The organism is Yeosuana marina (assembly GCF_011762485.1).
Taxonomy (GTDB): domain Bacteria; phylum Bacteroidota; class Bacteroidia; order Flavobacteriales; family Flavobacteriaceae; genus Yeosuana; species Yeosuana marina.
In genome coordinates, this window is record NZ_JAAKGI010000008.1 from 130,992 (window position 1) to 157,695 (window position 26,704).

21 protein-coding genes are annotated in these 26,704 nt (G+C 33.0%); 11 read left to right on the forward strand and 10 right to left on the reverse strand.

The features are described from left to right. Positions 1 to 24: 24 nt before the first annotated feature. The 4 genes from G5V56_RS10890 to G5V56_RS10905 form a co-directional block, all read right to left on the reverse strand. On the reverse strand, positions 25 to 354 hold the full coding sequence (locus tag G5V56_RS10890; RefSeq protein WP_166964854.1) for a hypothetical protein: 330 nt from the start codon (positions 352 to 354) through the stop codon (positions 25 to 27). A 5-nt stretch (positions 355 to 359) separates the two neighbouring features. Then, positions 360 to 1,277, reverse strand: a complete 918-nt coding sequence (locus tag G5V56_RS10895) for a TolB family protein (RefSeq protein ID WP_166964856.1) — start codon at positions 1,275 to 1,277, stop codon at positions 360 to 362. Between the two features lie 16 nt (positions 1,278 to 1,293). After that, the gene (locus G5V56_RS10900; RefSeq protein WP_166964858.1) at positions 1,294 to 2,469 is read right to left on the reverse strand and encodes a GlmU family protein; all 1,176 of its coding nucleotides are present in this window, start codon (positions 2,467 to 2,469) and stop codon (positions 1,294 to 1,296) included. A gap of 150 nt (positions 2,470 to 2,619) precedes the next feature. Then, entirely contained in the window at positions 2,620 to 2,871 is a 252-nt protein-coding gene (locus G5V56_RS10905) for a type B 50S ribosomal protein L31 (RefSeq protein ID WP_166964860.1), read from the reverse strand. Between the two features lie 159 nt (positions 2,872 to 3,030). Between G5V56_RS10905 and G5V56_RS10910 the strand changes: the two genes are divergently transcribed. The 7 genes from G5V56_RS10910 to G5V56_RS10940 all read left to right on the forward strand — a co-directional run bounded on the left by G5V56_RS10910 (position 3,031) and on the right by G5V56_RS10940 (position 10,165). After that, positions 3,031 to 3,549 carry a DUF4199 domain-containing protein gene (locus tag G5V56_RS10910; protein ID WP_166964862.1) on the forward strand — a complete coding sequence of 173 codons (519 nt, stop codon included), beginning with the start codon at positions 3,031 to 3,033 and terminating at the stop codon, positions 3,547 to 3,549. 52 nt (positions 3,550 to 3,601) lie between these two features. Further along, the gene (locus tag G5V56_RS10915) at positions 3,602 to 4,552 is read left to right on the forward strand and encodes a glycosyltransferase family 2 protein (RefSeq protein WP_166964864.1); all 951 of its coding nucleotides are present in this window, start codon (positions 3,602 to 3,604) and stop codon (positions 4,550 to 4,552) included. 101 nt (positions 4,553 to 4,653) lie between these two features. Beyond that, positions 4,654 to 6,384, forward strand: a complete 1,731-nt coding sequence (locus tag G5V56_RS10920) for a phospho-sugar mutase (RefSeq protein WP_166964866.1) — start codon at positions 4,654 to 4,656, stop codon at positions 6,382 to 6,384. A gap of 86 nt (positions 6,385 to 6,470) precedes the next feature. Further along, complete coding sequence (locus G5V56_RS10925; protein WP_166964868.1) at positions 6,471 to 8,306, forward strand: ABC transporter ATP-binding protein; 1,836 nt, start codon at positions 6,471 to 6,473, stop codon at positions 8,304 to 8,306. Positions 8,307 to 8,615: 309 nt separating this feature from the next. After that, positions 8,616 to 9,167: an RNA polymerase sigma factor gene (locus G5V56_RS10930; RefSeq protein WP_166964870.1), complete on the forward strand. Its 552-nt coding sequence runs from the start codon at positions 8,616 to 8,618 to the stop codon at positions 9,165 to 9,167. A gap of 33 nt (positions 9,168 to 9,200) precedes the next feature. Continuing rightward, positions 9,201 to 9,701, forward strand: a complete 501-nt coding sequence (locus G5V56_RS10935; protein WP_166964872.1) for a hypothetical protein — start codon at positions 9,201 to 9,203, stop codon at positions 9,699 to 9,701. Positions 9,702 to 9,724: 23 nt separating this feature from the next. Continuing rightward, positions 9,725 to 10,165: a hypothetical protein gene (locus tag G5V56_RS10940; RefSeq protein ID WP_166964874.1), complete on the forward strand. Its 441-nt coding sequence runs from the start codon at positions 9,725 to 9,727 to the stop codon at positions 10,163 to 10,165. 31 nt (positions 10,166 to 10,196) lie between these two features. Here the strand turns inward: G5V56_RS10940 and G5V56_RS10945 are convergent, their stop codons facing one another. Together G5V56_RS10945 and G5V56_RS10950 are read right to left on the reverse strand one after the other, a co-directional pair. Then, the gene (locus G5V56_RS10945) at positions 10,197 to 11,237 is read right to left on the reverse strand and encodes a WD40/YVTN/BNR-like repeat-containing protein (protein WP_166964876.1); all 1,041 of its coding nucleotides are present in this window, start codon (positions 11,235 to 11,237) and stop codon (positions 10,197 to 10,199) included. A gap of 107 nt (positions 11,238 to 11,344) precedes the next feature. Continuing rightward, on the reverse strand, positions 11,345 to 12,229 hold the full coding sequence (locus G5V56_RS10950) for a carbohydrate kinase family protein (RefSeq protein WP_166964878.1): 885 nt from the start codon (positions 12,227 to 12,229) through the stop codon (positions 11,345 to 11,347). A 151-nt stretch (positions 12,230 to 12,380) separates the two neighbouring features. Between G5V56_RS10950 and G5V56_RS10955 the strand changes: the two genes are divergently transcribed. The 4 genes from G5V56_RS10955 to G5V56_RS10970 all read left to right on the forward strand — a co-directional run bounded on the left by G5V56_RS10955 (position 12,381) and on the right by G5V56_RS10970 (position 19,603). Further along, positions 12,381 to 13,595: an RsmB/NOP family class I SAM-dependent RNA methyltransferase gene (locus tag G5V56_RS10955; RefSeq protein ID WP_166964880.1), complete on the forward strand. Its 1,215-nt coding sequence runs from the start codon at positions 12,381 to 12,383 to the stop codon at positions 13,593 to 13,595. A gap of 60 nt (positions 13,596 to 13,655) precedes the next feature. Further along, the gene (locus tag G5V56_RS10960; protein WP_166964882.1) at positions 13,656 to 14,519 is read left to right on the forward strand and encodes a fructosamine kinase family protein; all 864 of its coding nucleotides are present in this window, start codon (positions 13,656 to 13,658) and stop codon (positions 14,517 to 14,519) included. A gap of 112 nt (positions 14,520 to 14,631) precedes the next feature. Continuing rightward, positions 14,632 to 18,354 carry a phosphoribosylformylglycinamidine synthase gene (gene purL, locus G5V56_RS10965; protein ID WP_166964884.1) on the forward strand — a complete coding sequence of 1,241 codons (3,723 nt, stop codon included), beginning with the start codon at positions 14,632 to 14,634 and terminating at the stop codon, positions 18,352 to 18,354. Positions 18,355 to 18,409: 55 nt separating this feature from the next. Continuing rightward, positions 18,410 to 19,603 (forward strand): threonine/serine exporter family protein, encoded by a 1,194-nt coding sequence (locus tag G5V56_RS10970; RefSeq protein ID WP_166964886.1) that lies wholly within the window; start codon positions 18,410 to 18,412, stop codon positions 19,601 to 19,603. A gap of 54 nt (positions 19,604 to 19,657) precedes the next feature. Here the strand turns inward: G5V56_RS10970 and G5V56_RS10975 are convergent, their stop codons facing one another. The 4 genes from G5V56_RS10975 to ppdK form a co-directional block, all read right to left on the reverse strand. After that, positions 19,658 to 20,437 (reverse strand): formate/nitrite transporter family protein, encoded by a 780-nt coding sequence (locus tag G5V56_RS10975; protein WP_166964888.1) that lies wholly within the window; start codon positions 20,435 to 20,437, stop codon positions 19,658 to 19,660. Between the two features lie 34 nt (positions 20,438 to 20,471). After that, on the reverse strand, positions 20,472 to 21,227 hold the full coding sequence (gene pflA, locus G5V56_RS10980; protein ID WP_317166429.1) for a pyruvate formate-lyase-activating protein: 756 nt from the start codon (positions 21,225 to 21,227) through the stop codon (positions 20,472 to 20,474). 76 nt (positions 21,228 to 21,303) lie between these two features. Beyond that, positions 21,304 to 23,529, reverse strand: a complete 2,226-nt coding sequence (pflB, locus tag G5V56_RS10985) for a formate C-acetyltransferase (RefSeq protein ID WP_166964890.1) — start codon at positions 23,527 to 23,529, stop codon at positions 21,304 to 21,306. Positions 23,530 to 23,954: 425 nt separating this feature from the next. Beyond that, a complete protein-coding gene (gene ppdK / locus G5V56_RS10990; protein WP_166964892.1) occupies positions 23,955 to 26,684 on the reverse strand; it encodes a pyruvate, phosphate dikinase in 2,730 nt (909 codons plus the stop codon). Between the last annotated feature and the right edge of the window lie 20 nt (positions 26,685 to 26,704).

Consider the following 26,704-nt stretch of genomic DNA (forward strand, 5'->3'; position numbering starts at 1 on the left):
ATAAACTCAATTAAGAGATGTCATTTAACTCTCAATATCTTTTCCGATGTCTTGAATTTCATCTTTTACCAAAACAACCGATTTTTTCCATTTCTTTTCAAGCAATGTATAAAACCCCCAATCTGCCAACAATCCCGCAGGTAAAGCTAAAAGACTAATTCCCCATGTATTATCTAAATTGAAGCCCCAGTCAAAAACAACACTTAACACTCCTATAATAAAAACGACTATAAAACCCGCAACATAATAAAGAACAACACTCAAAATAGCATAGAGCCATTTGTTTTGGTTATAATTATCAGAAAGGTCATAAAACTTTTTTCCAATAAAATAAATTAATAAAATACCGAGCATAATTTTTAGTTTTTTATAAAATAATAAATATCGTCTTCGCCTTTACCCTCAGATCGTTTTGATGAAAAGTATCCTGATGTGTTTTCCTCATTAATAATAAAACTTATGTCATCTTTATTACTATTGATAGGCTCAGGCATTTTAACAGCTTTTTCAAAAACGCCTTTTGAATTTGTAATACATTTATAAATATCATAACCCCCAAATCCATTAGGTCTGTTTGAAGAAAAATACAAGGTATTATCATGGCTTATAAAAGGAAATATTTCGCCACTATATGAATTTACTTTAGAGCCTAAATTTTTAGGTTTGCTAAAGGTATTATTTCCTAAAATATCAACTTTAAATATATCCGAAGGTCCTTTTGTTGTTTCTTTACCTCCTCTTATATTGGCCGTAAAATACATAGTTTTTCCATCTTGACTAATCATTGGATGTGCATAGGAATAACGTGGTTCACAAAACGGCAATACTTGAAAATTGGTCCAGCCTACCCCATCTTTATACTCAGCAACTTCAATATGGAAATTTGTTTCCTTGAAATCACCTTTAGGCTTATTCTTTCTATTGATATAATTGGTAGTTACATACAACTGTTTTTTATCTGCAGAATAAATAGCACTTGTAATATGAAAAATATCTTCTTTTTTATCTATCTGTAACTCTTGAACGTTAGTAATATTCCCACTAGAATCCTTTATTCCTGTATATGGTATTAAAATTCCATTATCTAAAAAGGTTTTAGTTTTTCCATTTTTATTTAACAAATAAGAAGTAAATAAAACGTCGTTATTTTGATTGACCGATAGACCAAAATGTGGTTTATCATTATTGATATCTATATTCTGAATAGTATATTGTTCCGTTTGAGACACCATAAACAGACTCAAAAAACAACACAAAACACATACTATTTCTTTCATCTATTTATACTTTTGTTTATTCTCTTCTATACTTGCTAGTTTCTTCAAATACATGTTGAAGAATGGCAGCATCCTCTTCTGAAAAATCCATCTCACGCCTTGACATTACCTCTTTAGCTACTTCAAATGCTTTTTTAGGTAAATACGTTGTGTATCCTCCATGTCCGCCCCAAGTAAAACTTGGTATGAAATTCCTAGGAAAACCACTACCAAAAATATTAGCATTTACACCAACAACAGTTCCAGTGTTAAGCATGGTATTGATCGCACATTTACTATGGTCTCCCATGATGAGTCCACAAAATTGTAAGCCTGTTTTTTTAAAACTTTCGGTGCCATAATCCCATAAACGAACCTCGGAGTAATCGTTTTTAAGGTTTGAATTATTTGAATCTGCTCCAATATTACACCATTCACCTAAAACAGCATTTCCTAAAAATCCGTCATGTCCCTTATTAGAATACGCAAACAACACTGCATTATTAATTTCACCTCCAACTTTACTGTAAGGACCAACAGTTGTAGGTCCGTAAATTTTAGCTCCCATTTTTATAATGCCTCCTTCACATAACGCTAACGGACCACGAATAAGAGTTCCTTCCATAATTAACGCATCTTTACCAATATAAATAGGTCCTTTTGATGCATTGAGCGTTGCAAACTCTAACGTTGCTCCTTCTTCAATAAAAATATTTTCTGGGGCAATGACATTATTGCTTGATGGAATTGGTTTAGAACTTCTATCCTTAGTGATTAAATTAAAATCATCTTGAATTGCATCACCGTTTTTTGAAAAAATATCCCAAGTATGCTCAATTCGTAAAATATCCTCATTAAATTCTAAAGCTTCATAGGTTTTAAAATCTATATCATCTTGCGTATCAGTGGTAAAAAAAGCAATAATATCTTCATCTTTAAAAATAGCTTGGTTTTTTTCGAGATTTTTAATCATTTCAACCAATTCCAAATTAGGAAGATACGATGCATTAATCATGATATTTTCTTCCATTTCAACCATAGGATATTTATCAGATAAATAATCCTCCGTTACCGTTGTGGTAGTAGAATCTAAAAAAGTTTCCCATTTCTCTCTTATGGTTAAAATACCAACTCTAATATCTGCAACAGGTCTTGTAAAGGTAAGTGGTAACAAGTTGTTACGAAAAGGACCATCAAATAGAATATAGTTCATGAGGCTTATAAGTTAGACGTTAAAGTTAAAAAGTTTTATTCTATTGACTTCAAACCATTCGTTATTCTGTATCAAAAGTAGGTTAATTGTACAAAATAAAAAAGCCTTTCAAATGTTGAAAGGCTTTTAAAACTATGATTATTACTAAATTTACTTTTTAAACTTAGCATATTTATTTTTAAACTTATCGATACGACCAGCAGTATCTACTAGTTTAGATTTACCAGTGTAATATGGATGAGATGTTCTTGAAATCTCCATTTTAATTAGTGGATATTCAACACCATCAACTTCAATCGTTTCATTTGTGTTGGCAGTAGATTTAGTTAAAAACACATCATCGTTAGACATATCTTTAAATGCTACTACTCTATAATTTTCTGGATGTATACCTTTTCTCATCGCTAAATACTTTTATTCGTTTCAATTTTGGAAGTGCAAATTTAAGTTTTTTTTATAAATGAACAACACTTTTTTGTAATTTTTATTTTACCTCTTTATGTAACGTTTTGTTATCTTTGTTTACTAACTAATTAACTAATATTTTAAACCAATAACATCATGGAATCAGAAAAAATTTCAGCTGGTAAATTTTCCAGAAATTATGGACTTATTTTAGGGCTTATTTTAATTGTTTTAACAGTTTTAATGTATGTAACAGGCATGCAGTTAGAAGGTACTCAATGGCCTATGTATATCTATTACGCCATATTCCCCTTAACTATTTTTTATGCCATTAATCAATATAAAAAAACGCAAGGCAATTTGTTATCGCTAAGTGATGCCATTAAAATAGGGTTAGCCACGGCTGTTATTAGTGCATTAGTATTTACTGTTTACAATTTACTATTTAATTATGTAATCGATCCAGAATTTACACAACAAGTTATGAAAGCTGAAATGGATAGACAATTGGAAAGTGGCGCTTTAACAGAAGAAATGATTGAGAAATCTGCCTCTGTTCGAGAAGTATTAACGAATCCATTTGTTGGATCAGCTATATTTATCGCCTTTAGTGCTATTTTTGGTTTAATCTACTCACTAATTGGTGGATTAATAATGAAACGCGAACAACAATAAAAGCTTATTTTTTTTCAGTATTTTTGAAACTTCAATTATTGAGAAAAACTAAATGAACATATCTGTAGTCATACCACTACTTAACGAACAAGAATCATTAACAGAATTACATGATTGGATTGCTAAAGTTATGCAATCCAATCATTTTTCTTATGAGATTATTTTTATTGATGATGGCAGTACGGATAAATCATGGGAGGTCATCACAACATTATCCTCCAAAGACAACCAAATAAAAGGGATTCGCTTTCTTAAAAATTTCGGAAAATCACAAGCTCTTCATGCTGGCTTTGAAAAAGCGCAAGGAGATGTTGTTATTACTATGGATGCGGATTTACAAGACAATCCAGAGGAAATTCCAGAACTTTACAATATGATTATAAATGACGGACTTGATTTGGTTTCTGGCTGGAAAAAGAAACGGTATGATTCTATATTGTCAAAAAACTTACCTTCTAAATTATTTAACTGGGCTGCTAGAAAAACATCTGGTGTTAAACTACACGACTTTAATTGTGGGCTTAAAGCCTATCGATTAGAGGTTGTTAAAAACATAGATGTTAATGGTGAAATGCATCGTTATATTCCTGTGTTGTCAAAAAATGCAGGTTTTAATAAAATAAGTGAAAAAGTGGTTAAACACCAAGCCAGAAAATATGGCGAGACCAAATTTGGCATGGACCGTTTTATAAATGGATTTTTAGACCTCATAACTATTTGGTTTTTATCACGCTTTGGCAAACGTCCAATGCATTTATTTGGCACTTGGGGAGTTATTATGTTTGCTATAGGTTTTGGATTTGCTTTATATTTAGGTATTGATAAACTTTTTTTGCATCCAAACGGACGCTTAATAACACAACGGCCTCAATTTTATATTGCTTTATCTACCATGATTATAGGCACACAGTTTTTCGTTGCTGGATTTTTAGGAGAAATTATTTTACGATCTAAATCAGACAGAAAACGATACTCAGTAAAAACAGAATTAAATTTTAATTAATCTTTCAAAATGGTTACATTTAATTTCAATTAAGCAAGTAGCTTATTAAAATTATTTCTTCCATTTGTTTATTTTTATAGACAATTTATATAAAATATATTATGACACATATTGAACCGGAACTTTTAGAACGTGTTAATGCTTGGTTAACTCCTGCTTTTGACAAAGAAACTCAAGACCAAATAAAAGAAACCATTGCTTTAAATCCTGAAGGTTTAAAGGAAAGTTTTTATAAAGACTTAGAATTTGGAACTGGAGGAATGCGGGGTGTTATGGGAATTGGTACCAATAGAATAAATAAATATACGTTGGGTAGAAGTACTCAGGGTTTAAGTGAGTATATGCTTGAGTATTTCCCTGATGAAACACCAAAGGTGGCTATCGCATACGATTGTAGGCACAACAGTAAAACATTAGCCAAAGTTGTTGCCGATGTATTTTCAGCAAACGGAATTGAAGTCTTTTTGTTTGAAGATTTGCGTCCTACACCAGAGCTTTCATTTGCCTTAAAATATTTAAACTGCCATTGTGGTATTGTATTAACAGCATCACACAACCCGCCAGAATATAATGGATATAAAGTTTATTGGCAAGATGGTGGTCAGTTAGTTCCGCCTCAAGACACAGAAATTGTAAATAAAATAAATGAAACGCCTTATTCAAATATAAAATTTGACGCAAACGACTCCTTAATTCATTATATAGGAAAAGATGTTGATGATGTTTTTATTAATGCCTCCGTTGAAAAAGGAAGCTTTAACACTAATCAATCAGCAAAAGATAACTTAACTATTGTATTCACTTCCTTACACGGAACTTCAATTACTTTAGTTCCTGAAACACTGAAAAGAGCTGGTTACAAAAACGTTCATATTGTTAAAGAACAAGAAGTACCTAATGGTGATTTTCCAACGGTTGCTTCTCCAAACCCAGAGGAACCTGCAGCTTTAAAAATGGCTTTAGAATTAGCAGACAAAGTAAATGCTGATATTGTTATTGGTACCGATCCTGATTGTGATAGATTGGGGGTTGCTGTTCGTAATTCTGAAAACAAATTGCAATTGCTTAATGGTAATCAAACCATGCTTATGATGACTGACTTTTTACTTAAGCAATGGCAACATGAAGGTAAAATAACTGGAAATGAATTTATAGCCTCTACTATTGTTTCTACACCAATGATGTCTGTTCTTGGTGATGCCTATAACGTTGAAAGTAAAATTGTTTTAACCGGGTTTAAATGGATTGCCAAACTAATACACGATTTTAAAAATCTAGATTTTATTGGTGGTGGCGAAGAAAGTTTCGGCTTTATGGTAGGTGATTTTGTTAGAGATAAAGATGCCGTTACCTCAACCTTATTGGCTTGCGAAGTGGCTGCTCAAGCTAAAGCTAAAGGCAGTTCGTTTTTTGAGGAACTTATAAAACTTTATGTAACTCATGGATTTTATAAAGAACGCTTAATATCACTTACTAAAAAGGGTATTGAAGGTGCTGAAGAAATAAAACAAATGATGGTTGATGCAAGAGAAAATCCTCTAACTGTAGTTAATGGTTCTAAAGTTGTTAAAGTTGAAGACTACCAACTATCAATAACTAAAAACATGATTACGGGCAAAGAAGAAACTATTGACATTCCAAAATCAAACGTACTTATTTATTATACTGAAGATGGAAGTAAAGTAGCTTTAAGACCAAGCGGAACAGAGCCTAAGATAAAATTCTATATCAGTGTCAATACTAAATTAGACAATGTGTCAGCGTTCAAAACAACGGAACAAAAATTGGAACAAAAAATTGATGCTATTGTTCAAGATATGAAACTGGCATAAAAATAAATTCTAATTTAAATATGCTCTAAACGAATTACCTATAGTCGTTTTCGTTTAGAGCATATTAATAAAAATAGCTATAGTAAATGAATCAATTTATAAATGTTTTAAAATATGCGAAGCCTTATAAAAAATTTGCTTTAGGACACATTATTTCAAATGTGTTTTTTGCTTTATTTAGTACGCTTTCAATGATAGCATTAAAACCTATGCTAGACGTTATTTTTAAACAGAAAGAACAAACTCAACTTGTAAAACCCGTTTATAAAGGTTTGTCAAAATTAGGTGATTATGCTGAAAATTACTTGTCATTCCAAATGCATGAATTTACAGGTGGAGACAAATCCAAAGCTCTTATTTTTGTTGTAGGGTTAATTATTATTGCTTTTTTATTAAAAAACTTGTTTGGTTACTTAGCCAATTATTTCATGGTTTTTCTACGAAACGGTGTTGTCCGGGATTTAAGAAATGCTGTTTATAAAAAAACTGTAGAATTACCTCTTTCCTATTTTTCTGAGCAAAAGAAAGGTGATATTATGGCTCGTGTTACAAATGATGTTTCAACACTTCAATACTCAATGCTACCCGTTTTAGAGCTTATTATTAGGGAGCCTTTAACTATTATATTTACTATAATAGCTATGCTCTACTTAAGTCCTAGTCTTACCTTATTTGTTTTTATTTTTATTCCCATTACTGGTTTAATTATTTCTAGAATCGGCAAAAGCCTAAAAAGAAAATCAGATCGTGTTCAAACTGAACAAGGAACTATTTTAACAATTCTAGAAGAAACCTTAACAGGTTTAAGAATAATAAAAGGTTTTAATGCAGAAGAAAAATTCAATGATAAATTTGAGGAATCTTCAACTCGTTTTTATGGTTATTCAAATAAATTAATGAATCGACAAAATTTGGCGTCTCCAGCTAGTGAAGTTACAGGTATTTTAGCAATAGCTGTTTTATTATGGTATGGAGGTCAATTAGTTTTAAAAGAAGGAACCTCTGGTGGTTTAGATGGAAGTTCTTTTTTAGTATATATGGGCTTAGCTTATTATATATTAACTCCTGCTAAAGCAATTTCAAGAGGGCTCTATAATATCAAACAAGGAAATGCAGCAGCAGAGAGAATACAAGAAATTATAGATACGCCAAACCCTTTAAAAGATAAAGACAATGCTATTGTTAAAACTGGATTTGATTCTAACATAGAATTTAAAAATATTTCATTTAAATATGAAAAAGAGTTTGTTTTAAAAGATTTTTCTTTAACCATTCCTAAAGGAAAAACCGTTGCCCTTGTTGGACAATCAGGAAGTGGAAAATCTACCATTGCAAATCTAATAACTCGATTTTATGACATTAATAAGGGTCAGATTTTAATTGATGGAACCGACATTAGAGACTTCACTACAAAATCTTTACGAAGTCAGTTAGGTATTGTTACACAAGATGCTATTTTGTTTAATGACAGCATCAAAAACAACCTTAAATTGGGTGATGAACACGCTACTGATGAAGATGTTATAGATGCTTTAAAAGTGGCAAATGCATGGGAGTTTGTTAAAGACTTACCAGAAGGTATAGAAACCAATATAGGGGATTCTGGAAACAAACTTTCCGGTGGTCAAAAACAGCGATTAAGTATTGCGAGAGCAGTTCTTAAAGGCCCTCCTATTATGATATTAGACGAAGCTACTTCTGCCCTTGATACAGAAAGCGAGCGTCTTGTTCAAGTTGCTTTAGAAAATATGATGAAGAATAGAACCTCCATTGTTATCGCTCACAGACTTTCTACTATTCAAAATGCCGATGAAATTATTGTACTTCAAAAAGGATCAATAGCTGAAAAAGGTACTCACAATGAGCTTATTGCCAAAAATGGTATGTATAAAAAACTGGTGGACATGCAGAATTTAGGATGACTTTCCATTCACTAGAACATATAAAAATAAAAAAGGATAGAGATTTGGGCTTCTATCCTTTTTTTTGTTCATCGTAAGATTTGGGGCAAACAAAGAACATAAGTAGGTTTTAATACTGTAAAAGTATATTAAAAAAATCTATCCCACAAGAAAAAATGTATTTAATCGTTTTTATTTTACCTTTCGTCGATTATTTTAAATCTATTTAATTGTTTATCAAATAATTATGTTTTTGTGTTTTTCATCAAAATTAAAAATAATATCAATTGGGTATTAAACTTTTAGTATCTTGAATAGTCTAATAATTAAATGGCGCTTGTGACTCCTGAATATCAATTAGTAGAACAACTTAAATCTAATAAAAATATTGATCTTGCCTTTAAAGAATTAGTCTCTCTTTATAAGGAGCGATTATACTGGCATATACGCAATATTGTTAAGACGCATGACGATGCAGATGACGTATTGCAAAATACCTTTATAAAGGTTTATAAAAACATTAATTCATTTAAAGGAGAAAGCAAGTTGTTTTCATGGATGTACAGAATAGCAACTAACGAAGCTATTTCATTTTTAAATAAAAAAGCAAAGCATTTACAAGTTTCAAATGAAGATTTGCAACAAAGGGCTATAGAAAAATTAACAACTGATGTCTATTTTGAAGGAGATGCAATTCAATTAAAATTACAACAAGCCATTGCTAAATTGCCTCAAAAGCAACAATTGGTATTTAATATGAAATATTTTGAGAATTTAAAATTTAAGGATCTGTCAGATATTTTAGAGACAAGTGAAGGTGCTCTAAAAGCATCTTACCATATTGCAGTAAAAAAAATTGAACAGTATTTAACTAACAATTAAACTTTTACACAAAAAACTAGTCCTATATATACAATGAAAACAAATAGTTTAAATAATATGAATAAAACAGGTTTTAAAGTCCCTAAAGATTACTTTGAGAACTTTGAAGACATGCTTTTAAGTGAATTAAAACTCAAAGAGACTTCAAAAAATACTGGTTTTAAAGTTCCTGAAGACTATTTTAAGTCATTAGATTCCTATATAACTGAAGCTGTTAAAAAAGACAACAAACCTAAAGTAATTAAATTATTCACATGGAAAAAAGCTGCTTACGCAACTGCTATTGCTGCAAGTTTAATACTTATGTTTAATGTGTTTTATACACAAAAAAACACTTTAACTTTAGATAATATTGAAACCGTCAGCATTGAAAACTATCTTTTAAATGAAGATTTTCAAACAACCGATATGGCATCACTGTTAACTAATGAAGATTTAGATGATTTTGATTCTATTGAATTAAATTTCCAAGAAGAATCATTAGAAGATTATGTTTTTGAAAATTCAGAAATTGAAGATATAATTTCAAACTAAATAAGTAACTCAATACTAGAACTATGAAAAAAATATTAACTATAATCTTTGTTTTAGGTTTTTATCTAGTTTCCTTTTCACAAGATAATAGAGATAAAATAAAAACCTTAAAAATTGCATTTATAACTGAAAAACTAAATTTAACAGAAAAGGAAGCACAAGCTTTTTGGCCCGTTTACAATAGTTTTGAAGAAGAATACATGAGGCTTAGACGTCAATCATATGAAAAAAGAAAAAATATTGATTTTCAAAATATAACTGATAAAGATGCTGAAGCTTTGCTGAATGAAATTCGTGTTATTGAAAAGAAAAAGTATACTTTAAAAGAGAATTACGTGAATGACTTACTAAAAGTAATTTCTCCCAAAAAAATAATTCTACTCAATAAAGTTGAAGATGATTTTAAACACAAAATATTTGAAGAGTTTAAAAATAGGCGAGGCATGAGGAATGCTAAAGATTAAAAAAAACAGGAGCCAATGGCTCCTGTTTTTTTTACTTGAATTGTATTTTTGAAACTCTTCCTTTACCGGCTGCATAAGCAACGCTATCATTTAAAAACCTAATAGTATAAAATCCTTCATCACTTAAATGTTTCCAAGTAATGCCCGAATCATTAGAAAAGTCTATTCCTTTAAACCCTACTACAACTAACTCCTTCCCTTCTCTATTTGGTATGTACTGCACACAACTTCTATAACCAGGTTCTTGACTTTTTGCTACTATTTGCCATGTTTTGCCTCCATCTGTAGTTTTAATTTTATTAGCTACATTATCATCAGGGTTGGTATAATCGCCACCAATCGCAAAACCATTCAAGTCATCATAAAAATCAATTGAATAAATTCCTTCAGTGTTTTTCTCATGAACTATAGGTGTTTTAATAACTTTCCATGAGATTCCTTTATTTTCAGAATAGTAAATAGTGCCACTTGTTGTTGCAATCCAGGTTTTATCGCCTATCGTTTTAATGTTTGTATTACTTGCCGCAAAAGCTCCTTCACCATCTTCAGCTTCAGGTAAATCGTTACATGACATTTTCTTCCATGTTTTACCTCCATCTCTGGTAATAATAATTAATAAACATCCACCTACACTATCACCAACGGCAATACCTTCTTGATTATTCCAAAACGTCATAGCATCATAAAAAACACCTACACCATCTTCTCTATAAACTAATTGCATTCGTCCTGTATCGCCTGTTTTAAATAATAGGGCTGGACTTTCAATACTTAACATAAAAAAATCTGTTGCCGTATGAGCAACTGCTCTAAAGTGTAAATTCAAACTGTCAAACTTTTGTTTTGAAATCATCCAGCTATCTTTCATTGGATTATAAAGTCCAAAAGCACCATTATTAGCCGCAAAAGCTAAACTTTCATCATCTAAGATATCTATTGCTCGAATGCTTAAGAAGGAATCTGTATAAAGCGGTTTTATTTCTACTGATGTAAAATTTCTAGGCGTTATTGTAACCGCTTGTTTACAACCGAAACAAGAAACTAAAAGCAAAAGAAATAAGCGAGTCTTCATAAGATTTAAATTTGTATAAAAATAGAAAAGCTTCATGACATAAACATGAAGCTTTAGTTGTTAATTAACAGCACAGAATTTATCTGTTAATTTCTTATTACTTTAAATCAACAAGGATTCATTAAATTTTTAATTTGAGCATCTGTAATTATAGGATTAGCCCCTTCACAACTTGCAACAAGAGCTCCAACAGCACAAGCAAAATTTACAGCTTCTTGTGGTGAAGCGTTTTTTAAAAGCCTATCTGTTAAACTTGCCAAAAACGAATCGCCTGCACCAACAGTGTCTTTAACAACAACTTGGTAACCACTATTGTTATAAAATTTATCATTATGAAACAGAACTGCTCCATGGCTTCCTTTAGTAACACAAATTGATTTTGTATTTGTTTTTTCAGAAATAAAACGAATATTCTGCTCTAATGATTGAGATTTTGAATCTAAATAGTTTGCAATTTCAAGAATTTCTTCATCGTTAAACTTTATAAAATCAGCTTGATTCATTAAATGGATAAGAACTTCTTGAGTATAATAGGGTTCTCTTAAATTTACATCAAAAATTTTATATTTTGCTAATGGTAATAAATTGTAAAGTGTTTCTCTTGACTTATCGTCTCTAGCTACTAAGCTTCCAAAAACAAAAGCATCAGACGATTTTACTATTAATTTTGCAACATCGGTTAATTCAATTTTATCCCACGCACTTGGGTATTTTATATCGTATGAAGCAGATCCTTTTTCATTAAGCATCACTTTTACTTTACCTGTTTTATAGGTGTAATCCAATTGAATACCATCTGTATTTACCTGATTTTTATAAAAAAAATCAATGATTTTATTTCCTTTTTTATCATCTCCTATACGGCTGATCATTGACACTTCATTATCAAAAGACTTTAACCTTGTTGCTACATTTAAAGGCGCTCCACCAATTTTTTTATGAGTAGGAAACACATCCCATAACACTTCTCCAAAACAAGTTATCTTTGTCATTTTATAGGGTTTAAAACTTTACTAGTAATATTTGTAGAATATTTTTTAATTTGAATTAGTTAACTAATTTACAAAAATATCAGATTCATTTAAGTTACAAAACCTTTGAATTAATGAATTAAATGTAACTTTGCACACTTATTTATACAAGATGCGATTACACAGAAATTTATGCTTTTCGGTTATTGATGGATTAACCTTAATTTTTAATGAAGGAAACTATGCCGATAAAGTTATTCAACAACTTTTAAAACGTGACAAACGATGGGGCGCTCGAGACAGAGCTTTTGTTGCCGAAACCACTTATGATATTGTTCGTTGGAAACGCTTGTATGCTGAAATTGCTGAAGTTAAAGAGCCTTTCGATAGAGATAATCTTTGGCGCATGTTTGCTGTTTGGGCAACCTTAAAAGGAATAAAATTACCCGATTGGTCGTATTTTGAAAAAACACCTACACGAAAAATAAAAGGTCGTTTTGATGAATTATCTAAAATTAGAAAACTCAAAGAATCGATTCCCGATTGGATGGATGAGCTGGGTGAAAAAGAACTGGGCAAAGATGTTTGGACCAAAGAAATAGCTGCTTTAAACGAGCAAGCCGATGTTATTTTAAGAGTAAACACCTTAAAAACAACTAAAGAAAAACTTCAAGCTGAACTTTTTGATTTAGATATTGAAACTGATTTTTTACCTGATTACCCGAATGCGTTAAAATTAAAAGAACGTGCGAATGTGTTTCAAACTGAAGCATTTAAAAATGGTTTTTTTGAAGTACAAGATGCCTCATCACAATTAGTTGCCGAATTTTTAGATGTAAAACCAGGTATGCGTGTCGTTGATGCTTGTGCCGGAGCCGGTGGAAAAACACTTCACATAGCATCATTAATGGAAAATAAAGGGCAAATAATTGCTATGGATATTTATGGCAATAAACTAAATGAATTAAAACGCCGTGCGAAAAGAAACGGAGCTCATAACATTGAAACAAGGGCTATTGAATCGACTAAAGTTATTAAGAAACTTTATGATAAAGCAGACCGGGTGCTGATTGATGCGCCTTGTTCTGGCTTAGGTGTTTTAAGAAGAAACCCCGATGCTAAATGGAAACTTCAACCCGATTTTATTGATAAAATAAAAATCACTCAACAAGAGATTTTACAACAATATTCTAGAATGGTCAAAGCTGGAGGTCAATTAGTGTATGCAACCTGTTCTGTGTTGCCTTCTGAAAACCAAAAGCAAGTAAATACATTTTTAAAATCGGAAGCTGGAGCAAATTTCTCTTTAGTAAAAGACAACAAAGTGCTCTCTCACAAATCTGGTTTTGATGGGTTTTATATGGCGCTTTTAGAACGAACACAATAGTTTTAAAAACTTATACATACCAAGGCCATCTATTTCGATGGTCTTTTTTATTTTTATAGTATGAATGCACGGTTTCAAAACTATATTTCCGGTTTATTAAACAAAACTATTACGAGCCTAAACCCTGTTTCGGGAGGTGATATTTCGCAAGCTTATAAACTTAAAACACCTCATCATATCTTTTTATTAAAAGTAAATACTTCTGAAAGTGCTTTTAACATGTTTCAAGCCGAAGCCAATGCGTTGAAGCGTATTGAAAACACAAAAACGATTAAAACGCCTCAGATAATTTGTTACGACCGTTTTGACAACCATTCATTCTTGATTTTAGAATATATTGTAAGTAAATCGCCCTCAAACATCGATTTTAAAACCTTTGGCGCAAAATTAGCTGAATTACACCAAGTTACTAAAAATTGTTTTGGCTTAGACGAAGATAACTTTATCGGTAGTTTAAAACAAAGGAACAAAACCTATCAATCTTGGTTGGAGTTTTACAAAAATGAACGCTTGCTACCTCAACTGGAATTGGCAAAACAATCAGGTCATTTGTCGGACGCTGAATGTCCTTCAGAATCTAAAATTCAAGAAAACCTAAATAATTTATTTGAGAATATAAAACCATCGCTTTTACATGGCGACTTATGGAGTGGCAATTATCTGATATCAACAAAAGGCGATCCTTACCTTATCGATCCCGCTCTGTATTTTGGTCATCATGAAGTTGATATTGCTATGACTAAACTATTTGGAGGTTTCGGGAATGCTTTTTATAAAAGTTACCATAGCATTTTACCCGAAGACAGATATACACCTACGCGAATTGAGGTGTATCAGTTATATTATTTGTTAGTGCATTTAAATTTATTTGGGCGGTCTTATCATAGCGCTGTTTCAACAATTCTTAAAAAACACTTCTCTTAATATTGTTGAAAATACTGTTAATAACAGCTAATGGTTTAACTAAAAAAGAAAAGCATAATGCACAAAAAAGTGTATTTTTGCATTTTGAAAACACAACCATAAAACATCTAAAATGATTCATTTCTTTGGAAACGCAAACAGTAAGATTTTTGCTGTTCAAACAACAAAAGAATTATCAACCGAAACCATATCCAAATTAGTTTGGTTATTTGGTAACCAACCCAAAATAGAGCAAGCATCAATCGATGCTTTTTTTGTTGGTCCGCGCGCTGCCATGATAACTCCTTGGAGCACCAATGCTGTCGAAATTACTCAAAATATGGGTGTTTCAGACATTATTCGTATTGAAGAGTTTCATGCCATTTCTGAAGATTTTAAGGATTTCGACCCTATGATTTCAGAGAAATTTAGTGGTTTAAATCAGAAATCGTTTATCATAAATATTCAGCCTGAACCTATTCTTAATATTGAAGATATTGCAACTTATAACCAACAAGAAGGGTTATCATTGAGTGATGAAGAAGTTGCTTATTTAGAAGGTGTTTCAAAAAAAATAGGCCGTCCTCTAACTGATTCTGAAGTGTTTGGATTTTCGCAAGTAAACTCAGAACACTGTCGTCATAAAATTTTCAATGGCATGTTTGTAATTGATGGCGTTGAAAAACCAACCTCGTTATTCAAATTAATTAAAGAAACTTCGAAACAACATCCGAATTCCATTATTTCAGCATATAAAGATAATGTGGCGTTTATAGATGGACCTGTTGTAGAGCAATTTGCTCCTAAAACTGCCGATAAACCAGATTACTACCAAACAAAAGATTTTGAATCGGTTATTTCACTTAAAGCGGAAACACATAATTTCCCAACAACGGTAGAACCTTTTAACGGTGCAGCTACGGGTTCGGGTGGAGAAATTAGAGACAGATTAGCCGGAGGAAAAGGATCTTTACCACTTGCGGGAACCGCAGTTTATATGACATCTTATTCTCGTTTAGAAAAAGAAAGGCCTTGGGAAAAAGCATTTCCAGAACGAAAATGGTTGTATCAAACGCCCATGGATATTTTAATAAAAGCATCCAACGGCGCTTCAGACTTTGGAAATAAATTTGGACAACCGCTTATTTGCGGATCGGTTTTAACGTTTGAACACGATGAACATAATGATGTCACCCTGAGCTCAGTCGAAGGGTCTCAGCGTAAACTTGGTTTCGATAAAGTGATTATGCAAGCTGGTGGTATTGGTTATGGTAAAAAAGACCAAGCTTTAAAAGACAAACCACAAACGGGAGATAAAATTGTTATTCTTGGTGGCGAAAATTATCGTATTGGTATGGGTGGCGCTGCGGTTTCTTCTGCAGATACTGGAGCCTTTGCTTCGGGCATCGAGTTAAACGCGGTGCAACGTTCTAACCCAGAAATGCAAAAACGTGCTGCCAATGCCGTTCGTGGTATGGTTGAAAGTGACGAAAATTTTATTGTGTCGATACACGATCATGGGGCAGGCGGACATTTAAATTGTTTATCTGAATTGGTTGAAGATACTGGCGGAAATATCGATTTAGACGCACTTCCTGTAGGAGATCCAACGCTTTCTGATAAAGAAATTATAGGCAACGAATCTCAGGAACGTATGGGATTAGTGATTGCCGAAAAACATATTGATACTTTACAACGTATCGCAGAACGCGAACGGTCACCAATGTATACCGTTGGTGATGTTACGGGTGATAACCGTTTTACGTTTGAATCTAAAACCAGTGGCCATAAACCTATGGACATGGCCATGGAAGATATGTTTGGTAGTTCTCCAAAAACCATCATGTCTGACATAACAGTCAATCGAAATTACAGTGATTTAGAATACAATACCAATAAGTTTCATGACTATTTAGAGCAAGTTTTACAACTTGAAGCAGTTGCCTGTAAAGATTGGTTAACAAACAAGGTTGACCGTTGTGTTGGCGGAAAAGTTGCTAAACAACAATGTGTTGGTCCGTTACAAATTCCTTTAAATAATGTTGGGGTTATGGCCCTAGATTATAAAGGAAAAGAAGGTATTGCAACCTCTATTGGGCACTCGCCTATTTCAGGATTAATTGATCCGGTTGCTGGTAGTCGAAACTCGATTACTGAGGCATTGACCAATATTATGTGGGCGCCTTTAAAAGATGATTTAAAATCGGTTTCATTATCTGCCAACTGGATGTGGCCTTGTAAAAATGAGGGTGAAGATGCACGTTTGTATGAAGCCGTTCAAGCTGTTTCAGAATTTGCTATCGATCTATGTATCAACGTTCCAACTGGAAAAGATTCGCTTTCTATGAAGCAAAAATATCCCGATGGCGATGTGATTTCTCCAGGAACTGTAATTATTTCAGCAGCAGGACATTGCAATGATATTTCTAAAGTAGTCGAGCCTGTATTTAAGAAAACTGGCGGAGCTATTTACTACATCAATATATCTCAAGATGATTTTAAATTAGGTGGTAGTTCGTTTGCGCAAATCTTAAATAAAATTGGTAACGAAACACCAAATGTACGAGATGCTGCATACGTTAAGAACGTTTTTAATACCATTCAAGGATTAATACGAAATGAACAAATAATTGCGGGTCACGATGTGGCTTCAGGTGGATTAATTACAACCTTGCTTGAAATGTGTTTTGCTGACACGAATCTAGGAGCCAAATTAGATCTTTCTGCATTGGCTGAAAAAGATTCATTCAAAATATTATTTGCTGAAAATGCCGGTATTGTAATTCAGGCGAAAGATGATTCCATTGAAAAAACACTTTCCGAAGCAAATATTGAGTTTTTCAACATAGGAAAGGTTACCGAAAGTGATGTATTAAGTATCATAAATGGTACAGAAGTATTCACCATGACGGTTTCAAGATTGCGCGATGTTTGGTATAAAACGTCGTATTTATTAGACCAAAAACAAACAGCAAATGGTTTGGCTAGAGAGCGATACAATAACTATAAAAATCAACCGCTACAATATAAATTTCCAAAACATTTTACAGGAAAATTAGAAGACGCCATCGAGAACGCAGTGAAGCAATCTGTTCCGAATGAAAAACGACCTAAAGCAGCCATTTTACGTGAAAAAGGAAGTAACTCCGAGAGAGAAATGGCAAACGCTATGTATTTAGCAGGTTTTGATGTGAAAGACGTGCATATGACCGATTTAATTTCGGGTCGTGAAACCTTAGAAGATATTCAGTTTTTAGGTGCGGTTGGTGGTTTTAGTAATTCAGACGTTTTAGGATCTGCAAAAGGTTGGGCTGGTGCTATTAAATATAATGAAAAAGCAAATAAGGCGATTCAAAATTTCTTCAAAAGAGAAGACACTTTATCGGTTGGAATTTGTAATGGATGCCAATTATGGATGGAACTAGATTTAATTAATCCGGAACACGACATTCATGGTAAAATGGTTCATAACGATTCACATAAACATGAAAGCGCCTTCACATCTGTAAAAATTCAAGAAAATAATTCAGTGATGCTTTCTACACTTGCGGGTTCAACCCTTGGCGTTTGGATTTCTCATGGTGAAGGAAAGTTTAGTTTACCATATTCAGAAGACAAATATCATATTGTTGCAAAATATAGCTATGCTAAATATCCGCATAACCCAAATGGATCGGACTTTAACACGGCTATGATATGCGATAAAACAGGTAGACATTTAGTAACTATGCCTCACATTGAACGTTCAACGTTTCAATGGAATTGGGCGCATTATCCAGAAGGTAGAAAAGACGAAGTATCGCCTTGGTTAGAAGCTTTTGTGAATGCTAAAAAATGGTTAGCTAAAAAACAATAGCCAAACATATTTATTTTTTCTTTTTAAAAAGCCGAATTAATGGGACGTATTTGCAATGAAAATTCCTGAAAAATATAAACATATTATTGAATTAGGTAAGGCATTGCATATATACGGTGTACCTTCGTATAAAATACAATCTTATTTAACAAAAGTGGCGAAAACACAAGGTATTTATGGTGTTTTTATGGATTTGCCAACATGGATAAATTATGTGTTTTATGAAGATGAACAAACCTACAATTATATAGAATGCATTCCTCCTGGAGTTTTAAATTTAGGAGGACTATCTAGTGTTGATGAAGTTACAAATAAGGTAATTTCAAAAGAAATTGACAGCTCTGAAGTTATTCCTGAATTAGAAAAAATTAATGCAGAAACAAAAAAAACAAATCATTTTATTTTAACCATTTCGTATGCCATTGCATCTGGAGCGTTTAGTTTAATGATTGGCACCAATTGGATTTCTTTTGTTTTTGCTTTAGTATTGGGTGCTCTTGCGTATCCGTTTGTTTATTTGTCTGGTAAGTCTAATTATTTAGAAACCATTTTAGAATCCTTAATTTCATTTATAATTACCGTTTTCGCAAGTTTATTACATCTAATATTTCCCGAGTTTAATGTCGGGATTACCATCTTATCGGCTATTATCGTATTTATTCCCGGATTGGCAATAACCACTGCTTTAGAAGAAATTACATCAAAAAATTTAGTGTCTGGAGGCGCCAAACTATTTGATGCAATCATCTCATTATTCAAACAATTTTTTGGTGTATTACTTGGTTTGGCTTTAATGGCTTCAATCATTGATTTTAAGCTATTAGTTCATATATCTGATTTACCTAGATGGATTATGTTTTGTGGTATCCCATTGTTTTCAGTAAGTCTTTTAGCCATTTTTCAAGTTCGTAAAAAAGATATGCTTTTTGGTGTAATAACAGGAGTTTCTGTATTCTTTCTAACCGTATTATTTTCAGGATATGGCGTATTATTTAGCACCTTTATTGGAACTATTGCTGCTGTTGCTATTAGTAATTTATTTAATAGAATTACTAAAACTCCAAAAACAGTGTATTTAACACAAGGACTTGTCATGCTTGTTCCAGGTAGTAAATCGTTTATGGGACTTAGTAACTCTTTTTTAAATTCATCTATTATCATTGCTGATAATCTTTACGAACAAGTTGCCTTTACACTCATGGGAATTATAGGTGGTTTATTATTTTCAGGAGTGTTTAGAAAACGTTAATATGCCATATCACATATGTAATTGGTTTAAATATGAATTAAAGTACCATTAACTTTACTTATCGTGACCAAATAAGTACCCGTAAGGTAAACCTACAAAAAGAGCTCCTCCTACAATATTACCTAATGTAGCAGGAATAAGGTTGTTTATTATAAAGGTTGCCCATGTAATATCGGCACCTTCAAAAATTGCTAATGGAACGAAAAACATATTGGCAATACTATGTTCAAACCCCATGGTCACAAAAGCCATTACAGGCCACCAGATGGCAAATATTTTACCTGTTGTGTTCTTGGCTGCCATGCCCTGCCAAACTGCTAAACAAACCAACCAATTGGCGCCTATCCCTTTTATAAAGGTAACTAAAAACGTATGACTAGTTTTTCCTTCAGCAACGCTAAAAACGGCTTCCTTAAAAGGAGAGGCACTTACAATGTGTGTTAAATGTGTAATCACATAGGCGACAAAAACAGCCCCAATAAAATTCCCTACGTAGACCAGCCCCCAATTTTTAAGCATTTTACTAACGCCTAATTTTTTGTTTATTATACTAGGAATAAAATACGCATTATTACCAGTAAAAAGCTCCGCGCCTACTACAGCCACGAGAATTAAACCAATTGGGAAGGTTGCTCCATACAGAAACTTAACAATCCCAGGGTTGCTGGCTGCAATACCTGGTGAACCACCGCCAACAATATGTGCCAATAAACCTCCAAAAGCAATATAGGCACCTGCCAAAACAGCTAGAATTAATGTTTTACTTACTTTGTATTCACTTTTATTTTGAGATAGTTTGTTTACTATCTTTATTACTTCGTTAGGCGTATTCATGCGTATGCGTTTGTGTTGCGTTTACAACATCTTTCTAATTAATTTTAACTTCTTTAAAATAGTTTTTTAAAATTTCGGCAGCTGCCTTAATTTCTTCGGGTGTGTTTTCACGAGCATCTTTTAACTGATATTCCCAACCTAAAGCTTCCCATTTATGAATTCCTAATTTATGGTATGGCTGAATTTCGATTTTTTCAATGGTTTTATAATCTTTGAAATAGTCTCCCATGGCATGCAACAACTCTGGGTTGTTAGTAATTTCGGGAATTAAAACATAACGAAGCCACATGGCTTTCCCTGAAGCTTCGCGGTGTTTTGCAAATGTAAACGTGGTTTCTTTGTTGCGCATTCCTGTTAAGGCTTCATAGCCATCTTCAGTCATGTGCTTAATATCTAGCATTACCAAATCGGCATAATCGTCAAGCAATTCAACCGTAAAATGATTTAAAATTCGCCCGTTTGTGTCAACATTCGTGTGAATACCTTCCTCTTTTAAACGTTTAAAAAACGGAACTAATTCTTTAGACTGTAACAAAGGCTCGCCTCCAGAAACAGTTACACCTCCTCGTCGTCCAAAATACGGTTTCATTTTTAGTGCCATTTGCACGAGCTCTTCAATGTTATATTCGGTACCTCCCGAGGTTTCTATGGTATCTGGGTTATGACAATACAAGCATTTCAATTTACACCCTTGTAAAAAAACTACCATCCTAATTCCTGGTCCGTCATGCGTTCCAAAGGATTCAATTGAATGTACTCTTAATATGTGTTCTTCGGTTTTAATAGCTATATTTTTTTTAAAGTTAAAGGTGCTAAAAAATTAAACTATATAACTTTCTAACACCCTCAATGTGTATAAAATCTAATTACATAGACTCGTGAAACGATCTTGTAATAACTTCCATTTGTTGTTCTTTTGTTAAACGTACAAAGTTAACCGCATAACCAGACACACGAATGGTTAATTGTGGATATTCTTCTGGGTGTTCCATAGCATCTAACAAGGTTTCTTTGTTAAGCACATTCACATTTAAATGTTGTGCATTTCTTGAGAAATAACCGTCTAACGTTGTTGCAAGATTCTCGATTCTATCTTCTTCTGAAGCACCTAAAGATTTAGGAACAATTGAAAATGTATTTGAAATTCCATCTAAAGAATCTTGATACTTAATTTTAGACACTGAATTTAAAGATGCAATGGCACCATTTTTATCTCGTCCGTGCATTGGGTTTGCTCCTGGTGCAAATGGCACTCCATAAGCTCTACCATCTGGTGTTGCTCCAGTTTTCTTACCATAAGACACGTTTGATGTAATTGTTAAAACAGACATTGTTGGTTCTGCATTTTTATAAACAGGTAGTTGTTTTAATTCATTATTGAAATCGGCAACGGCTTGAGCGGCAAGTGTATCAACGCGGTCGTCGTCATTACCATAGCAAGGAAACTCTCCTTCAATTTTAAAATCAACTGTCAACCCTTCCTCATTTCGTATTGGTTTTACTTTAGCATATTTAATAGCTGATAAAGAATCTGCAACAATCGACAAACCTGCAATACCGTAAGCAATATTTATGCTTGGATTGGTATCTATTAAAGCCATTTGGGCTTTTTCGTAATAATATTTATCATGCATGTAGTGAATAATATTCATTGAATCGTTATACACACGAGCAACTTCTTTCATGGCTATTTTAAAGTTAGCCATTACTTTATCGAAATCTAAATACTCATCGGTATATTCTGGAATTCCTGAAACAACTTCGGTTCCTGTAAATTCACATCGACCAGCGTTTAAAGCTAATAATAATGTTTTTGCCAGATTGGTACGAGCTCCAAAGAATTGAATAGATTTTCCTAATTCTTGGTAAGACACACAACAAGCTATTCCATAATCATCAGATCCGCGATTTGTGCGCATTAGATTATCATTTTCAAACTGAATTGAAGACGTATCGATGGCTACTTTAGCACAATAATCTTTAAAGTTTTGTGGTAAGGCATCAGACCAAAGAATGGTAATATTTGGTTCTGGTGATGCCCCTAAATTGTAAAGTGTATTTAAGAAACGGAATGATGTTTTTGTTACTTTACTTCTTCCATCTGAAAACATGCCACCAATAGCTTCTGTTACCCACGTTGGATCTCCTGCAAAAATTTCGTCATATGCACTCATTCGTAAATGACGAACCATACGTAATTTCATTACAAATTGATCGATATATTCTTGAGCTTCTACTTCTGTAATTAAGCCTTCTTGTAAATCGTTTTCAATATAAATATCTAAGAACGTAGATACATTACCTAAAGACATAGCAGCACCATCTTGAGATTTTACAGCGGCAAGATAAGCCATATACGTCCATTGCACAGCTTCTTGAGCATTTTCGGCTGGACGACTTAAATCTAATCCGTATGTTTTACCTAAGTCAATCATTTCTTTTAAAGCCTTAATTTGCTCTGCCACTTCTTCGCGTAAACGAATAACAGCATCACTCATAGGGCCAGTAATATTAGCTTGATCGGCTTTTTTAGATTGTATTAAGAAATCGATTCCATATAGAGCAATACGACGATAATCACCAATAATTCTTCCTCTTGCATAATTATCTGGTAATCCTGTTAAGAATCCTAAAGAACGAAACTTTTTAATTTCTGCAGTATACGCATCAAAAACGCCATCGTTATGCGTTTTTACATATTTAGAAAACAAATTGGTTAAATTTACATTTGGCTCTAAACCTTGTTCAGACAATGCCTTTTGAACCACTTTAAAGCCTCCAAAAGGTTTCATAGTTCTTTTTAACAACACATCTGTTTGAAGACCAACAATTACCTCATTTTCCTTATCGATGTAACCAGCATCAAACGCACTAATGGTAGAAATTGTTTCGGTATCTACAGAACGCACACCATTATTTTGTCTTTCTTCTTTGGTTGCTTGTTTACAGATGTCCCATAATTTTTGAGTTCTTTGACTTGGTCCAACTAAAAAATCATGAGTTCCGTGGTAAGGTGTAACATTGTTAATTACAAAATCTCTAACGTTGACTTGTTTTGTCCAAACTCCGCTTTTAAATTGCTTTACTTCCATGTTATATTATATTAATCTTTTTGTAAAATCTATCTTATTATCAATGCTCAAAATTAATTATATCAATTCCTATTAAAACTGATAATTATCATGAAAACCCCTATTAACACTACGAAAATCAACGAAAACGTTTGAAATATAGGGCTCCCATTAATAAAAAAATTTATTATTTTTTGACTATTTAATGAAGAGGTAAAATACCATATCTTATAAGATAATATGCTATATGTTTTATTCTAAAATGAAGAAAAGTGAATAAAATCAATAAAAGAAAAACACAAAATTTGAGTTTTGGGGCTAAATTCGATTATTAAATATTAAGTAGAAATAGATTGTCGTGCTTAATCTATTTACTATTTAAGTAAAAAAAAAACCGAAGCAAGATATACATCTTACTCCGGTCCTTTCAAACTTAAAACAAATAATTACATGGATTTTTTAATTGCTGCTTGCGCTGACGCAATACGAGCAATTGGCACTCTAAAAGGTGAACAACTTACGTAGTTCATTCCTGAATTATAGCAGAATTCTACAGAACTAGGTTCTCCACCGTGTTCACCACAAATACCAACTTTTAAATTTGGTTTTGAGCTTCTACCTTTTTCAGTTCCCATTTTCACTAATTGACCTACACCTTCTTGATCAAGCACTTCGAATGGATCTACTTTTAAAATTCCTTTTTCTATATATATTGGTAAGAACTTACCAGCATCGTCTCTTGAATAACCAAAGGTCATTTGAGTTAAATCGTTCGTTCCGAAAGAGAAGAACTCGGCTTTATTAGCAATTAAATCTGCTGTTAGTGCTGCTCTAGGAATTTCAATCATGGTTCCAACCAAATAATCAATGGTATCATTTCTTTCTTCAAATACTTTACTAGCAGTTGCTCTAATAACAGCTTCTTGACTTTCAAACTCAGCAACAGTGCCAATTAGTGGTATCATAATTTCTGGTTTGGCTTCAATACCTCTTTCTTTTAGATTTAAAGCAGCTTCAATAATAGCTCTTGCTTGCATTTCGGTGATTTCTGGATAGGTAATTCCTAATCGACATCCTCTATGCCCTAACATTGGGTTAAACTCCTCTAATTCAGCCACCTTAGATTTAACATATTCTAATGAAACATGCATATCTTCAGCTAATTTTCTTTGCGTTTCTAACTGATGAGGCACAAACTCATGTAAAGGTGGATCTAATAATCGTACCGTTACTGGAAGACCAGCCATAGCTTCAAAAATACCTTCAAAATCGGATCGTTGCATTGGCAACAATTCTTTTAAGGCTTCTTTTCTACCTTTAATAGTATCGGCTAAAATCATTTCACGCATGGCTTTAATACGATCAACTTCAAAGAACATATGTTCTGTTCTAGTTAATCCAATACCTTGTGCTCCAAATTTAACAGCTACAAGTGCATCTTTAGGAGTATCTGCATTCGTTCTAACTTGCATCGTTGCATATTTATCAGATAACTCCATTATTTCGGCAAATTCGCCACTTAATTCTGGCTCACTAGTCGCTACTTTTCCTTCAATAATATTTCCTGTAGAACCGTTTAACGAAATCCAGTCTCCTTCATGATATTCGTGACCATCAACCGTTAATGTTCTTCTTTTATAATCAATTTTTAAAGCTCCTGCTCCAGAAACACAACATTTACCCATACCTCGAGCAACTACGGCTGCATGCGATGTCATACCTCCACGTGCAGTTAAGATTCCTTTTGCAATATTCATTCCCTCTAAATCTTCTGGAGACGTTTCAATTCTTACTAAAATACTGTGCTTGTATTTATTAGCTTCGTCTGCGAAGAATACTATTTTACCTGTAGCGGCACCCGGAGACGCTGGTAATCCTTGTGCAATAACATGTGCTTTTTTCAAAGCTTTTTTATCAAAAACAGGGTGTAATAATTCGTCTAACTTATTAGGCTCAATTCTCAATAAAGTTTCTTTTTCATCGATTAAGCCTTCTTTAAGCATTTCCATGGCTATTTTCACCATAGCAGATCCTGTACGTTTACCGTTACGGGTTTGAAGAATCCAAAGTTTTCCATCTTGCATGGTAAACTCCATATCTTGCATATCTCGGTAATGTAATTCTAGTTTTTCTTGATACTCATTTAGTTCGTTGTAAATAGTAGGCATCAATTCTTCTAAAGAAGGATAATTTTTAGCACGATCTTCTTCTTCTACTTTCGCTAATGCGGCCCATCTCTCAGATCCTAATTTGGTAATTTGTTGTGGTGTTCTTACTCCAGCTACCACATCTTCACCTTGTGCATTTATTAAATATTCTCCATTAAAAACGTTTTCTCCTGTACCAGCATCACGAGTAAAACAAACACCTGTACCAGAATTATCTCCCATGTTACCATAAACCATAGCTTGAACATTTACAGCAGTTCCCCAATCTTCTGGATAGCCATTCATTTTTCTATAATAAATAGCTCTGTCTCCATTCCAACTGTTAAAAACGGCTATAACAGCACCCCATAATTGATCCCATGGGTTAGTTGGAAAATCATGACCTGTACGTTTTTTTACAGCTTCTTTAAAATCGTAAACAAGATCTTTTAAATCCTGAATGCTAAACTCTGTATCTAATTCAATTTCGCGCTTATGCTTTAAGGCTTCCATAATTTCTTCAAAAGGATCGATATCTTCTTTTGATTCTGGTTTCATACCTAAAACAACATCACCGTACATTTGAATAAAACGTCTATATGAATCCCATGCAAAACGTTCGTTTCCAGATTTTTCAGCTAATCCAATAACAACTTCATCATTCAAACCTAAGTTTAATACAGTATCCATCATTCCTGGCATCGATACTCGAGCTCCAGAACGCACCGAAACTAATAATGGGTTTTCTTTGTTTCCAAATTGAGATCCCATAATGGTTTCAATATTTAAAATAGAATCTTCTACTTCTTTCTTAATCATTGAAACAACAGCTTCTTGACCAAGTTGATTGTATTCTGTACAAACTTCTGTAGTTATGGTAAAACCAGGTGGAACCGGTATTCCAATTAAACTCATTTCTGCTAAATTTGCCCCTTTACCTCCTAAGAGATTTTTCATTTTACTATTACCATCGGCAGATTTATTACCGAACTTGTAAACTCTAGTTTTCACCGATTCTAAGGTTTCCATATAATTCTTATTTTAATTTT